10 protein-coding genes are annotated in these 15,454 nt (G+C 37.2%); 9 read left to right on the top strand and 1 reads right to left on the bottom strand.

What is annotated here, in order from left to right; genetic code table 11:
• Positions 1 to 452: 452 nt before the first annotated feature.
• The 6 genes from gltB (at position 453) to BLT30_RS07980 (ending at position 10,962) form a co-directional block, all read left to right on the top strand.
• On the top strand, positions 453 to 4,985 hold the full coding sequence (gltB, locus tag BLT30_RS08005; protein WP_089873066.1) for a glutamate synthase large subunit: 4,533 nt from the start codon (positions 453 to 455) through the stop codon (positions 4,983 to 4,985).
• Positions 4,985 to 6,412 (top strand): glutamate synthase subunit beta, encoded by a 1,428-nt coding sequence (locus BLT30_RS08000; protein ID WP_089873065.1) that lies wholly within the window; start codon positions 4,985 to 4,987, stop codon positions 6,410 to 6,412. Before gltB ends, BLT30_RS08000 begins: the two co-directional genes overlap by 1 nt.
• A gap of 240 nt (positions 6,413 to 6,652) precedes the next feature.
• Positions 6,653 to 8,587, top strand: coding sequence for a DNA topoisomerase (ATP-hydrolyzing) subunit B (gene gyrB, locus BLT30_RS07995; protein ID WP_089873064.1), 1,935 nt, complete (start codon positions 6,653 to 6,655; stop codon positions 8,585 to 8,587).
• Positions 8,588 to 8,684: 97 nt separating this feature from the next.
• A complete protein-coding gene (locus tag BLT30_RS07990) occupies positions 8,685 to 9,473 on the top strand; it encodes an RsiV family protein (RefSeq protein ID WP_089873063.1) in 789 nt (262 codons plus the stop codon).
• A 1-nt stretch (position 9,474) separates the two neighbouring features.
• Entirely contained in the window at positions 9,475 to 9,924 is a 450-nt protein-coding gene (locus BLT30_RS07985) for a DUF6526 family protein (RefSeq protein WP_089873062.1), read from the top strand.
• A gap of 189 nt (positions 9,925 to 10,113) precedes the next feature.
• Positions 10,114 to 10,962 (top strand): diacylglycerol/lipid kinase family protein, encoded by an 849-nt coding sequence (locus BLT30_RS07980; RefSeq protein ID WP_089873061.1) that lies wholly within the window; start codon positions 10,114 to 10,116, stop codon positions 10,960 to 10,962.
• Positions 10,963 to 10,974: 12 nt separating this feature from the next.
• Here the strand turns inward: BLT30_RS07980 and BLT30_RS07975 are convergent, their stop codons facing one another.
• Positions 10,975 to 11,541 carry a hypothetical protein gene (locus BLT30_RS07975; RefSeq protein WP_089873060.1) on the bottom strand — a complete coding sequence of 189 codons (567 nt, stop codon included), beginning with the start codon at positions 11,539 to 11,541 and terminating at the stop codon, positions 10,975 to 10,977.
• Between the two features lie 162 nt (positions 11,542 to 11,703).
• Between BLT30_RS07975 and BLT30_RS07970 the strand changes: the two genes are divergently transcribed.
• The 3 genes from BLT30_RS07970 (at position 11,704) to BLT30_RS07960 (ending at position 15,451) form a co-directional block, all read left to right on the top strand.
• Complete coding sequence (locus tag BLT30_RS07970) at positions 11,704 to 12,918, top strand: HD domain-containing protein (protein WP_089873059.1); 1,215 nt, start codon at positions 11,704 to 11,706, stop codon at positions 12,916 to 12,918.
• A 73-nt stretch (positions 12,919 to 12,991) separates the two neighbouring features.
• Complete coding sequence (lpxD, locus tag BLT30_RS07965) at positions 12,992 to 14,011, top strand: UDP-3-O-(3-hydroxymyristoyl)glucosamine N-acyltransferase (RefSeq protein ID WP_089873058.1); 1,020 nt, start codon at positions 12,992 to 12,994, stop codon at positions 14,009 to 14,011.
• Positions 14,012 to 14,056: 45 nt separating this feature from the next.
• Positions 14,057 to 15,451 carry a bifunctional UDP-3-O-[3-hydroxymyristoyl] N-acetylglucosamine deacetylase/3-hydroxyacyl-ACP dehydratase gene (locus BLT30_RS07960; protein WP_089873057.1) on the top strand — a complete coding sequence of 465 codons (1,395 nt, stop codon included), beginning with the start codon at positions 14,057 to 14,059 and terminating at the stop codon, positions 15,449 to 15,451.
• Positions 15,452 to 15,454: the final 3 nt, after the last annotated feature.

The following is a 15,454-nucleotide window of genomic DNA, read 5'->3' as shown; positions in this document are numbered from 1 at the left end:
AAGTTTGATTTTGTTTTTAAATTTTAAAATTCAATTAGTTAAAATTGCTTTAGATAAATAGTTGTATAGAAAAATTAATATGGCTTAGTTTTAAATTATATTTTGAGATATTACACCCCTAAAAATTTTAGGGGTGTTTTTATTTTATGTATTGAATTTCAAGTCAATGTTCAGTTTTTGAAAACTGGATTTAATTCTGAGCTTTTCCAAGCCTTTATTGAAATGTTTATTCTAATTAATGTTCTGATTACTAATGTTTTAATTATTTTTAATATTAATTTAATTTTAACGAATGTTTGTTTAATATTAAATTAATGTAAATTATCGATAAATAAAAGATGTTTTATTTGTTTTAAATATCATTTGTGGTTTTTATAATTGCTAATTCAGTAATTTAAAATCATTTTTGACTCTTTTTTCATTAAGTTTGTTAGTATCCAAAATTGATGTAGATGAAAAGAGCAAGGAAAATTTCCCAAAAATCCATTCCCGAAAATCTAGGACTTTATTTGCCTGAAACAGAATTCGACTCCTGCGGAGTCGGCTTTGTGGCTAATATAAAAGGAATCAAAAGTTTCAAAATCGTCAGCGACGCCATTACAATGCTCGAAAATATGGAACATCGTGGCGCGACAGGTTACGAAAGTAATACAGGTGACGGTGCAGGTTTGCAGATTCAGATTCCGCACGAGCTGTTGTATGATGAGGCACTCAATTTCGGTTTTGATTTGCCGGAACCTGGTTATTACGGGGTGGGAATGTTGTTCTTTCCTCAGAATAATTTCATCCGAGAAGAATGCAAGGAGATTATTGAGCAGTCCGCAGAAAAGCTTGGGCTTAAGATTTTGGGTTACCGTCCGATTCCTGTAAGCAATATTGATTTGGGAGATTTGGCAAAAAGTGTAGAGCCGGTAATGGAGATGCTTTTTGTGGAACGTCCTTTCGATGTGGAAACGGATAAAGATTTCGAGCGTAAATTGTTTGTTTTCCGCAATTATATTTCGCATCAGATTACGAGTGTGACGAGCAATGACCCGATTGGTTTTTATGTGGCTTCGTTTTCTTGTAAGAAGTTGATTTATAAAGGGCAATTGAGAAGTGTTCAGATTCGTAACTATTTCAAAGACCTTACAAATCCTAAAACACGTTCTGCGTTTGGGATGATCCATTCCAGATTCGCGACCAATACGTCTCCGACTTGGAGTTTGGCGCAACCGTTCCGTTTTTTGGCGCATAATGGGGAAATCAATACAATCGGTGGAAATCTCAATTGGTTGAAATCTTCAGAAAAAACATTTTCAAACCCGAATTTCACACCTCAGGAAATGGATATGATTTTGCCGTTGACAAAACCCAATCAATCCGATTCTTCCTATCTTGATAATATGGTGGAATTGCTTTACCATTCAGGTCGTTCTTTGCCTCATACAATGATGATGCTGATTCCTGAAGCTTGGGACGGCAACAAACAAATGGAAGATTACAAAAAAGACTTCTATGAATTTCACGCTTGTATGATGGAGCCTTGGGATGGTCCGGCTTCTATTTCTTTTACAGATGGTGAAATGATTGGGGCGACTTTGGATAGAAACGGACTTCGACCTTCGAGATATTGTGTGACCTCAGATGATTTGGTGATTATGGCTTCGGAATCAGGGGCTTTGCCTGTTAATCCAAAAAATGTGATCAAAAGAGGCCGTCTTCAGCCAGGGAAAATGTTCCTGGTTGATATGAAAAAAGGCGTTATTGTGAGTGATGACGAACTGAAAAAAGAGATCTGTACGTCACAGCCTTATCGCGATTGGCTGGATAAAATGAATATCAATCTGAAGGAATTGCCAAGTCCGAAAATTAGATTTAACAAATTACAATCCGAAGATATTTTCAAATATCAGAAAGCTTTTGGCTATTCCAGGGAAGATTTGGATAAAATCATCAAAGAAATGGCGGTTCATGGTAAAGAACCGATTGGTTCGATGGGATTTGATGCGCCTTTGGCTGTTTTGAGTGAGAAGCCACAGCATTTCAGTTCTTATTTTAAGCAGTTGTTTGCGCAGGTTACGAATCCGCCAATCGACCCGATTCGTGAAAAACTGGTAATGTCATTAACAACGATTATCGGTGGAAACGGAAATCTTCTGGAGGATGATAAAAACTTTGCACATTCTATAAAACTTGAACATCCGATTCTGAACAATGAACAATTGGAAAAATTGAGAAGTGTTGATACTGGGAAATTCCAGTCAAAAACAATTTACACTTATTTCAAGGCAGACGAAAAAGAAGGTAGTCTGAAGAAAGCTTTGGACAGGATTTGCCGTTATGCAATGGATGCCGTAGAAGATGGTTTTGAGGTGATTATTCTTTCCGACCGTTCTTTGGATTCCCAACACGCATCGATTCCTTCTTTGCTGGCTTGTTCGGCTGTTCATCATCATTTGATAAGAAAAGGTGTTCGACGAAGAGTTGGTTTGGTGATTGAAGCTGGTGATGTTTGGGAAGTTCATCATTTCGCAAGTCTGCTTGGTTTTGGAGCAACTGCGATTAATCCTTATTTGGCTTTGGCGAGTATCAGACAAATGTTTTATGATGGCGAGTTCAAGCAGGATGCGGATTTGGAACAACTCAAATACAATTATAAAAAAGCGGTTGGTGATGGCTTGCTGAAGATTTTTTCCAAAATGGGAATTTCGACTTTGCAATCTTATCACGGTGCGCAGATTTTTGAAATTATCGGGCTTAATAAGCCTTTGGTCAATACTTGTTTTACAGGCGCGATTTCCAGGATCAACGGAATTGGTTTTGATGAAATTGCAAGAGAAGCTTTAGCGAAACATTATCAAGCATTCGAGAAAGATTCGGCGTTTGGAGTTTTGGATTCTGGTGGGATTTATCAATGGAGAAAAGACAGCGAATATCATCAGTTCAATCCTCAATCCATTCATCTTTTGCAACAGGCAACTTGGAATGATAATTATGAAATATTCAAAAAATATTCCCGAGTGGTCAATCGTCAAACTGAAAACGCATCGTTGTTAAGGGGCTTGCTTGAGTTCAAAAATGACCGTCAATCCATTTCTTTATCCGAAGTTGAACCGATTGAAAATATCCTGAAACGTTTTGCGACCGGAGCAATGTCTTTTGGTTCGATTTCTTGGGAAGCACACACGACATTAGCGATTGCGATGAATAGAATTGGAGCTAAGAGTAATACGGGAGAAGGTGGCGAAGATGAAAACAGGTATATTATCAATGAAAACGGTGATAGTTTGCGTTCGTCAATCAAACAGGTTGCTTCGGGTAGATTTGGAGTAACAGCTAGGTATTTGGCTGAAGCGGAAGAGCTTCAAATCAAAATGGCTCAAGGTGCAAAACCAGGAGAAGGCGGGCAGTTGTCTGGTGAAAAAGTGGATTCTTGGATTGGAAAAACACGACATTCAACGCCGGGAGTCGGATTGATTTCTCCGCCTCCTCATCACGATATTTATTCAATAGAAGATTTGGCGCAGTTGATTTTTGATTTGAAAAATGCCAATCGACACGCAAGGATTTCTGTTAAATTGGTTTCAAAAGCCGGAGTTGGAACGATTGCTTCAGGTGTGGCAAAAGCAAAAGCCGACCATATTTTGATTTCCGGTTATGATGGCGGAACGGGTGCTTCTCCTTTGAGTTCGGTTCGTCATACAGGTTTGCCTTGGGAATTGGGATTAGCGGAAACGCATCAGACTTTAATCAAAAATAAATTAAGACAAAGAGTAACGGTTCAGGTCGACGGACAGATGAAAACCGGACGTGATTTGGTAATGGCAACTTTGCTTGGGGCGGAAGAATGGGGAATTGCAACGTCCGCTCTGATTGTGGAAGGTTGCATCTTAATGAGGAAATGTCATCTTAATACTTGTCCTGTTGGGATTGCGACTCAGAATGAAGAGTTGCGTAAAAAATTCACAGGAAAACCGGAACATTTGGTAAGTTATTTTACCTTTTTGGCGATGGAAGTCCGTGAGATAATGGCGAGTCTTGGTTTTAGAACGATTGATGAAATGGTTGGTCAATCCCAGTGTCTGGAAAAGAAAAAAGAGATCAAATTCTGGAAACATCAGAATATTGATTTGAGTGGATTGCTTTATAAAATGGAAACGGATTTGCCTATTATAAAAGCCGAAGAACAGGATAATGGTTTGGGTGAATCCCTGTCGTGGAAAATGCTGGAAGCTTCAAAATCAGCTTTGCAAAATAATGGAAAAGTGGAAACTTCTTTCTTAATTAAAAATACGGACAGGACGGTTGGGACAATCCTCTCTCACGAATTGACGAAAATCTATCATTCAGACGGAATGCAGGAAGATTCTTTGAAGTTCAATTTTAAAGGAACGGCTGGGCAAAGTTTTGGCGCTTTTTGTAATAAAGGGATCACAATGATTTTGGAAGGGGATGCGAATGATTATTTCGGGAAAGGTTTGTCGGGAGCGAAGCTCGCGGTTTTTCCGGATGAAGAAGCGGTGATCAAAGCGAATGAAAATAGCATTATCGGAAATGTGGCGCTTTATGGAGCAACTTCCGGAAAGGTTTTTATCAACGGAATGGCGGGTGAAAGGTTCTGTGTTCGTAATTCCGGAGCAACGGCTGTTGTCGAAGGAATCGGTGACCACGGATGCGAATATATGACAGGTGGAACGGTTGTGATTCTGGGTGAAGTTGGTCGAAATTTCGGAGCGGGAATGAGTGGCGGAATTGCTTATGTCTGGGATGTAGGAAAAGATCTGGAAAAAAATTTCAATCCTGATATGGCGGATTTAGAAAACTTGACGGAGAAAGATGTTGAATTGGTTTTGGATTTGATCAAAGAACATTTTGAAATAACGGGAAGTTATTTGGCGGAATATCTTCTAAGTGATTTTGAAAATAATCTGAAACACTTTGTGAAAGTCTATCCTCGTGAATATAAAAAAGTAATGGAGAATCAAATAAATGCAATGAAATAATGGGAAAGACGGATGGTTTTTTGATATATGACAGAAGTTTGCCAGCGAAACTTCCGGTTTCAGAAAGGTTGAAGAATTATAAAGAATTCTATGAACCGACTTCTGAAAAGCTTCTAGCAGAGCAGTCCGCAAGATGTATGGATTGTGGTGTTCCGTTTTGTCAGAGCGGTTGTCCGTTGGGAAATGTGATTCCGGAATTCAATGATGCAGTTTATAAAAAGCAATGGGAAAAGGCCTATCATATTTTAACTTCAACTAATAATTTCCCTGAATTTACGGGAAGAATTTGTCCTGCGCCTTGCGAAGGGGCTTGTGTTTTGGGAATTAATAATCTCCCAGTCGCGATTGAGGAAATTGAAAAAAATATTATCGAAATAGCTTTTGAACAAGGATTTGCAAAACCAATAGTACCTCAGTTTAGAACAGATAAAAAGGTCGCGGTTATTGGTTCTGGCCCAGCTGGTCTGGCCTCAGCTTATCAGTTGAATCAGGCTGGTCATCAGGTGACGGTTTTTGAAAGAGATTCTGAGATTGGTGGTTTGTTGAGGTTTGGAATTCCCGATTTTAAACTCGATAAAAATATTGTTGAACGCCGTGTTCAGTGGATGCAGCAGGAAGGTGTTGAGTTTAAAACTAATGTCAATGTTGGTGTCAATTATTCCATCGAAGAATTGAACAGGAATTTTGATGCGGTTGTTTTGGCTTTGGGAAGTACGGTTCCGCGAGATCTGATGCTCCCGAATCGTGATGCGAAAGGTGTACATTACGCAATGGATTTTCTGGTCCAGAATAATAAAAAAGTAAGCGGGATTGATTTTGATGAAGAAGAACTGAATGTCAAAGGAAAAAAAGTGGTTGTGATTGGAGGTGGAGACACGGGTTCGGATTGTATCGGAACTTCGAATCGTCAAGGTGCGGAAATTGTTTATCAGATCTATTACAAGCCGATGCAGCCCACAAAACGTGATGAGACAATGCCCTGGCCAACAATGCCGATGACTTTGCAGGTTACGTCGTCTCACGAAGAAGGTTGTGAAAGAAGATGGTCTGTCAACTCAAAAGAATTTGTGAAAGATGAGAAAGGAAATCTTAAAGGTGTTCGCTTAGTAGAGGCTGAATGGACAAAAGATGCCGACGGAAAATGGAATCTCTACACAGAAAAACCGAACTCGGAATTTGTCATCGAATGTGATTATGCTTTCATTGCTTTAGGTTATACGCACGTAGAGCAGAAAGGTTTGGTGGAAGCTTTGGATATCAATCTTGACCCAAAAGGAAACCTGATTGGAAATAATAAAGAATTCCGAACCAATCAAACCAAATATTTCTCTTGTGGTGATGCAAGAAAAGGACAGAGTCTTGTTGTTTGGGCCATTGCGGAAGGAAGAGATTGTGCAAAAAAAGTGGATGAGTTTTTGAAGAGTTAAAACTTTTGTAAATATTAAATTAAAGAATCGAGCTTTTTATAGTTCGATTTTTTTTATTCAAAATTTTCAAACATCACTGTTAAAAACTTATCTTTTTTAGTAGCTTTTAAAGCTTTCATATCTCGATTATTTTAACGATATTTGTAAGCTTTAATAAAATAATTAACAGAAAAATAACAAGGAAAATTCTCAAGCTAACTATTTGAAAATTTGAGTTTTATATCTTGAATCTTTTACAATATGAGTCAAAAACAATATACAGCAAGTAGTATTCAGGCATTGGAAGGAATGGAGCACGTTCGTATGCGTCCTTCAATGTACATTGGTGATGTAGGAGTCAGAGGTCTCCACCATTTGGTTTATGAAGTAGTGGATAACTCTATCGATGAGGCTTTGGCAGGATATTGTGATACAATTACTGTTGCGATAAAAGAAGGGAACGCCGTAGAAGTTATGGATAACGGTCGTGGTATTCCTGTAGATTTTCACGAGAAAGAGCAGAAATCTGCGTTAGAGGTTGTAATGACCAAAATCGGAGCTGGTGGTAAGTTCGACAAAGATTCTTACAAAGTTTCCGGGGGTCTTCACGGAGTTGGGGTTTCGTGTGTTAACGCACTTTCCAACGAGATGATCACTACCGTTTACAGAGACGGAAACGTTTATCAGCAGGTTTATTCCAGAGGAAAAGCGCAAACCGGCGTTGAAGAAATAGGACATAGCGACAAAAGAGGAACAAAACAGTTTTTCCAGCCGGATGATTCTATTTTTACTGAATTAGTTTACAACTACGATACTTTAGCAAACCGTCTTAGAGAGTTGGCATACCTTAATAAAGGAATCACGATTACTTTAACGGATGAAAGAGAAAAATTGGAAGATGGGACTTTCAGAACAGAAGTTTTCCATTCGGAAGGCGGATTGAAAGAATTCGTTGAGTATATCGACGGAAACCGTGAGTCTATTATGGAGAATGTGATCTTTATGGAAGGCGAGCGTGACGATATTCCGGTTGAGGTGGCGATGCGTTATAACACGTCTTTCAACGAGAATCTCCACTCTTATGTTAATAATATCAATACACACGAAGGAGGAACGCATTTGGCAGGTTTCAGAAGAGCTTTAACAAGAACTCTTAAGAAATATGCCGATGAATTAGGGCTTCCTGCAAAGGAAAAGGTTGAAGTTACTGGAGACGATTTCCGTGAAGGTTTGACGGCTGTGATTTCTGTAAAAGTTATGGAACCTCAGTTCGAGGGTCAGACCAAAACGAAATTAGGTAACTCGGAGGTTTCCGGTGCGGTTGATAAAATCGTGGGCGAAATGCTGACAAACTTTCTCGAGGAAAATCCTGCTGAAGCCAAGATTATCGTTCAGAAAGTTGTTTTGGCGGCAAAAGCAAGACAAGCGGCAAAGAAGGCAAGAGAAATGGTTCAGAGAAAATCTCCGATGGGAGGTTCTGGTTTGCCAGGAAAACTGTCCGATTGTTCTTCAAAAGATCCGGCTGAATCAGAATTGTTCCTTGTAGAGGGAGATTCCGCAGGTGGAACGGCTAAACAAGGTCGTGACCGTCATTTTCAGGCAATTTTGCCTTTGAGAGGTAAGATCCTGAATGTTGAGAAATCTATGGTTCATAAAGTTTATGATAACGAGGAGATCAAGAATATCTATACGGCGCTTGGCGTTTCTGTAGGAACAGAAGAGGATTCCAAAGCGTTGAATATGGCAAAACTTCGTTACCACAAAATTGTGATCATGACCGATGCCGATATCGATGGTTCTCACATCTCAACTTTGATTCTGACTTTCTTCTTCAGATATATGAAGGAATTGATTGAGAACGGATATATTTATATCGCTCAGCCGCCTTTATATCTATTGAAAAAAGGAAACAAAAAAACTTATGCATACAACGAGAAGGAGCGTGAACAATTCACTCTTGAAATGTCTCCGGACGGAAAGGGAGTAGAGGTACAACGTTACAAAGGTCTTGGAGAGATGAATCCTGAGCAGCTTTGGGAAACAACGCTGAATCCGGATGGCAGGATCCTGAAACAAGTAACCATTGACAATGCGGTAGAGGCAGATTCTACATTCTCTATGCTGATGGGTGATGAAGTTCCGCCGAGAAGAGAATTCATTGAGAAAAATGCGGTTTACGCAAGAATTGATGCTTAAATCAGATTAATAGATCAAACCTTCCAATTTTGGAAGGTTTTTTGTTACTCAATCAGAAATTATTTTTAATTTTCCTTCACGCAAAATTAATATCATTATGAAAAACCTGATCGCAATTTTATCTTTTGGAGTTCTGCTTTTCTCTTGCAACAAAACAGAAAACAAAAATGTTTCCGAATCTCCCAAATCTGACAGTCTCGTTACAAAAAATGAATTCACTGTGGATTCTATCAGAGTTCAGGATTCTTTACAGGTCGCGAAAACTTTGACCTTGTCTTTCGAAAAGCAAGTTCTGGTATTCCCAAACATTACGAACAAAACGATCTTGGATAGTATCTACAAACCTGCAAATATCACCTCCGCAGATTATTCCAGGAAAGCTTTGATGGATGTTCTTGATAAATTGAAAAAAGAATCGTTGAAAAAAGATGATTCGAATGATTATTTACCGGAATTCAAACAGACTTGGGATGAGGTTTCGGGAATGAAATTGATATCTCATCAAAATGATGTCTTGACTTTGCAATATTCCGGAAGTGGATATTCTGGTGGCGCACACGGCTATTATTTTGAAAATTATAAAGTTTTCGATCTGAAAAATAACAAAGTGATTTCTCAAGCCGATATTTTCAAAGATCCGGCTGGTGCCAATTGGAACAAAATTCTTCAAGATCATTTTGATGAACCTGAGCAAAAAGAAATGCTTTTGGTAGATAAGATCGAACTGAATAATAATTTCTATTTTGACCAAGACAAAATTACATTTGCATACAATCAATATGAGATTACGGCTTATGCAGCGGGTGTGGTTTACATCACTTTAAATTTCAAAGACATCAAAGACCAATTGAAACCAGAGTTCGTCAAACAATATAACATCAAGTAAAATGAGTCATCAAAATTTGAAGAATCACAGGAAGTATTATCCTTTACATCATTTTATTTTCTATCCTGTTTCATTAGTCCTGTTAATAGTTTCTTTATTTCAAGTTTTCAAAAATATCAATCATAACAGTTCATTTGTAATGATTTGGAGCGCAATTTCAGCAGTTGTAGTTTTGATGATTGTTTTATCATTTATGCTTCGCCAGCATTATGCTTTGGGACTTCAGGATAGAATTATTATTAATGAATTTAAATTCCGATATTTTGCTCTTACTGGAAATAGATTGGAAAATTCAACTTATCAATTTTCCTATGCTCAGATTTTTGCATTGAGATTTGCAGAAGATGAAGATTTGATGGAATTGATGCATCAAACGGCACAGAACGATTGGTCATCATCAAAAATCAAACGGAATATCAAAAACTGGAAAGCGGACGATAAAAGAATTTAGACTTTAAAAATCCTTCAAGAGTCTCAGGATGACAGCTCGAATAATGAACGTTTAATTACGAACGTTGTTAGGTTGAAGTTCTCGAAGTCATTTTATCTCAGTCAGGCTGAGGCTCTCGAAGCCCAACAAATAAAAAATAATTCATAAAAAAATACTCTGAAATCCTCAGAGTATTTTTATTTTTGGAAAATGAAGTTTGCTTTCATCATCAATCCTTATTCTGCAAAGAAAAACTATCAGCCTTTTTTGGATAGCCTTTCCAAGAAAGTTGAAAATCCACTCTATATCGTTTCAAAATCTTTGGAGGATACAGATAATTTCATCAGAAAATATTGGAATGATGTGGATGTTTTTGTGGCTGTTGGTGGTGACGGAACTATTTCTGTTGTGGCGCAAAAGCTCATCAATACAGATAAAATTCTAGCTGTTTTTCCGGCAGGTTCAGGAAATGGATTTTCCAATGAGACCAATTTTAACAAGAATATTTCAATTCTTTTAGAAAAATTAGACCAGAAAAAATTCAGAAGTATTGACACGTTTATGGTGAATGATAATTTTTCCATCAATGTTTCAGGAACTGGATTTGACGGGAAAGTAGTAAAGGAATTTGAAAAGACAAGCCGTGGTTTCAAGAATTATATCAAAGTTTCTATCCAGACTTTTTTCAAATACAAGCCGATCAAAATCAAATTCTTAGAAGAAAATTACAAACAATACAACGGTAAATATCTGATGCTGAATATCGCCAACACGCGTCAATTTGGCAACAACGCTTATATTGCACCGATGGCTAGTAAAAGCGATGGTTTAGTAGATTTAGTTTTGGTGAAGAAATTTCCTTTGACCTATTCTCCGTTTTTTGCTTTCAGGATGTTTACAAAACGTCTGAAAGATGATGATTATGTGACCTATCTTCCGGTTTCAGAAATCGAGTTCAAAGTGAATACAAAAACCTGGCATATTGATGGTGAATTCAAGAAAATAAAATCGCCGATTCATATTAAAGTGTTGCCGAAGAGTTTGAGGATTTTGGTTTGAGAATTTCAATTATTATTTTTTGAAATATTCAATAATCTTTTTGAAATCAATTCCTAAACCATTAAAATTAGGCTCTAATATTAATGAGTCAGCCAAAGCTTTTCCAAATCCCTTTTTTACCTCTTTCGCTATTTTAAAATCATTCAAATCTTTTTGTTGACGGATATCATTGAATAATTTTGATATTAATTCAGTTACATCTGTAGTGGTTTGACAAAACTTTTTTAATGGAATTAAAATCATTTTTAAATCATTTTCGATTTCCTCTGAACGATTTGTACCGAAAGACTCCTTAAATTTTGCTGGATGTCTATTTGTTATTAAAATTGCAGGTAATATTTTTTCTGCATTTTCACCATTTATATTATGCCAAGATAGTACTTCATCTTCAAAGTGTACTTTTCTAGTTCCCTTAATTACAACAGCATTATTTTCTGCAGCAAATTGAGCCATTCTATCATAATTTTTTTCTAAAGCTTCAATTAAAGGTTCATTCCATCCATAATCTAATAAGTAAATAAAATAATTTCGATTTGCATTTTCTGGAATATGCTGTAATGAAGAAATGTATAATCCCATTTATATTGTGAGTTTTATGATTATAGTTACTTTCAAATATACAAACATATTTTAAAATTTCAATTTGAAATTGATTGTTTAAAATTAAATTTTCATCCTATTATTTATTACATAAAACCATTTTAATTTCCTTATTTTTGTATCAATCATCAACTATAAAAGGTGCAGAATAAACTCAAGATCATCAACGACCCGGTTCACGGTTTTATCAAAATTCCTCACGAGATTTTGTTCGATATTATAGAACATCCTTATTTCCAAAGACTCAGAAGGATTTCCCAAACCGGACTTCTTTCCCTTATTTTTCCCGGTGCAAAACATACAAGATTTCACCATGCTCTTGGCGCCATGAATCTAATGTTCAAAGCATTGGAAACCTTGAAATTGAAAGGTGTGAAAGTGTCAAAAGAAGAAGAAAAAGCAGCGATGCTGGCGATTTTGCTTCACGATATTGGGCACGGTCCGTTCTCGCACGCTTTGGAAAATATGTTGATGGATGATTGGCATCACGAGAAAATTTCGATTCTGTTAATGAACCGTTTGAACAAGGAATTCAAAGGAAAACTGGATCTGGCAATCGAAATGTTTCAAGGGAAATATCACAGGCCGTTTTTCAATCAGTTGATCTCATCTCAATTGGACGTTGACAGAATGGATTATCTCAAACGTGACAGTTTCTATACAGGAGTTTCCGAAGGAAGCGTGAATGTGGAAAGAATCATTTCTATGATGAATGTAAGTGATGAAAAACTCGTCATCGACGCAAAAGGAATTTATTCGATAGAAAATTATCTGACAGCAAGAATGTTTATGTATTGGCAGGTTTATTATCATAAGACTGCGGCTTTGGGAGAACATATTTTGGTTCAGATCCTTAACAGGGCCAAATATCTGGTTTCAAAAAACTTCGATTTGGAAGCGCCTTCAAATTTGAAATATTTCTTGGTTAAGAATAAATTCGATGAAGCAACGGAAGAAGACATCAGAAGATTTACAATGCTGGATGATATGGATGTTTTCCAGGCTATAAAAGTCTGGACGGAGAATGAAGATTTTATTTTGTCAAAACTTTGCAGAACAGTTATTTACAGAGAGTTTCCGAAAAGTATTATTTCATCAAAACCATTTTCTGAAGATTTTTTGAAACAAAAGGTAGAAAAAGTCAACCAATACTTCAATATAAAGAACGGAGAAGAATTGGTCGGGCAGATTTCTCGTTCATTACTGCCTTATGATACAGAGAAACAGCCGATTTATCTGATGGACAAAACCGGACAGACTATGAAGCTTGAAGAATCTGAAAATCAGATATTATTCGGCTGTATGGAGAATGCAACCAAGAAATATATCATTTATTTCCCCCGGGAAATATTATAAGTAAGGTAAAAGTAACCTTGATTCGTTATAAAAAATTAAAAGATAATTAATAAAATATTTATCTTTGCAAACTATGGAATTTAGCGCAGAACAAATTGCAGGATTAATAAACGGCAAAATAATCGGCGATGGAAAGACTGTTATTACAGGAGTTTCGCCGATAGAAAATGGTCAGCAGGGACATTTGTCTTTCGTTGGTCAAAGTCGTTTTTCCAATCATATCGATACGACGGAATGTGCGGTTTTGATAGTTTCTGAAAATCTTATAGAGGACAGAGATTACAAACCTGTGATCATTGTTGTGGAAGATGCTTATCTTTCCTTTCAGGTTTTGATGAATCTTTATCAAGAGATGCAAGGGAGAAGGACAGGGATAGAAGCTGGTTCATTTTTCCATGAGACTGCAAAAGTAGGCGAGGATGTTTATATTGGTGCATTTACATATGTTTCTGAGAAAGCAATTATTGGAGACGGAACACAGATTTTTCCACACGTTTACATCGGAAAAGGTGTGAAGATCGGAAAAAATTGCAAAATTGACAGCGGCGCAAGAATATATGATTATTGTATTGTTGGTGATAATTGTGTCATTCATTCCAATACGGTTGTTGGGGGAGATGGATTCGGTTTCCAGCCAACTGCTGAAGGTTTCAAGAAAATTCCTCAATTAGGAAATGTCATTATCGAAGATGATGTAGAGATCGGTTCCAATTGCAGTATTGATAGAGCCACAATAGGTTCTACGATTATTGGAAAAGGAACTAAGATCGATAATTTGATTCAAATCGCACATAACGTGAAGATCGGTCAGAACAATGTGATTGCTTCCCAGGCAGGAATAGCAGGTTCTACAGTTATCGGAGATTGGAATCAGATTGGCGGACAAGTAGGAATTGTCGGTCATATCAAAATAGGGAATCAAGTTAAAATTCAGGCCCAGAGTGGCGTCAATTCTTCTGCAAAAGACGGGGAAACGCTCTATGGTTCGCCTGCAATCAATTACAGCGATTACAGAAGAAACTATGTGCATTTCCGTAATTTTACAGAGATAGTTAAGAGAATAAACGATTTAGAAAATAAAAAATCAGAGTAAAGGTATCAGGCAAAGAAGTCATTCTTCCACCTCAAAACTAATACAATGAGTGATAAACAAAAAACAATCAAAGAAGAGATCCAGTTATCTGGAATAGGTCTTCACACAGGAAAAGAGGTTAATTTGACAATCAAACCGGCGAAAGAAAACACCGGATTTGTATTTGTAAGAACAGATCTCGAAGGTCACCCTCAGGTAGAGGCTGATGTCAATTATGTAACCACTACGGAAAGAGGAACTACACTTGAAAAGCTGGGTGTTAAAATCCATACTTGTGAGCATCTTTTGGCCGCTTTGGTTGGGATGGATGTTGATAATGCTATTCTTGAGATGAACAGTGCTGAACCACCTATTTTGGATGGTTCTTCCAAGTTTTTTGTAGAAGCAATAGAGAAAGTTGGAGTTCAGGAGCAGGAACTTCCAAGAGAATATCTTGTCATCAAAGAAGTGATGAATTACATCGACCCTTCTACAGGTTCTGAACTGACAGTGATTCCTGCTGACGATTATGAGATTACAACAATGGTGGATTTTGGGACCAAAGTATTGGGGACCCAAAATGCCAGTATGAAAAATCTATCAGAATTCAAGGATGAGATTGCGTCTGCAAGAACATTCAGCTTTTTACATGAATTAGAACAACTTTTGGATGCCAATCTTATCAAAGGTGGAGATATTAGTAATGCTATTGTCTATGTTGATAAAGAATTGACGCCAGAAACTTTGGAAAAACTGAAGGTTGCTTTCGGAAAAGACGAAGTTTCTATTCGTCCAAATGGTATTCTGGATAATCTGACCCTTAATTATACCAATGAAGCTGCTCGTCATAAATTACTTGATGTTATTGGCGATCTGGCCTTGGTTGGAGTTAGGATCAAAGGTAGAGTTATTGCTAACAAACCGGGACACTTTGTAAACACTCAGTTTGCTAAAAAACTAAACAGACAATACAAATTGCAAAAAAGAAAGAACGTTCCAGATTTTGATTTGAAAGCGGAGCCTGTTTTCGATATCAACGGGATCATGAGATTATTACCGCACAGGCCTCCGTTTTTGTTGGTAGATAAGATTTTGGAATTATCAGATACCCATGTTGTGGGACTTAAAAATGTTTCTATGAATGAACCTTTCTTCGTAGGACATTTTCCAAAAGAGCCAGTTATGCCAGGTGTTTTACAGATAGAAGCTATGGCCCAGGTTGGAGGGATTCTGGTATTGGCCAATGTTCCGGATCCTGAAAATTATTCTACTTATTTTGTGAAAATGGATAATGTGAAATTCAAGAAAAAAGTAGTTCCGGGAGATCAGGTGATTTTCAAAATCGAGTTGATAGAACCTATCAGAAGAGGAATTGTGCATATGCAAGGTTACGGTTATGTCGGAGACAGTGTTGTTGTAGAGGCAGAACTGATGGCTCAAGTAGCAAAAACTAAAATTTAATTT

This window comes from Epilithonimonas hungarica (genome assembly GCF_900102265.1).
Classification (GTDB): Bacteria; Bacteroidota; Bacteroidia; order Flavobacteriales; family Weeksellaceae; genus Epilithonimonas; species Epilithonimonas hungarica.
This window is presented reverse-complemented; position numbering and strand designations above follow the sequence as displayed.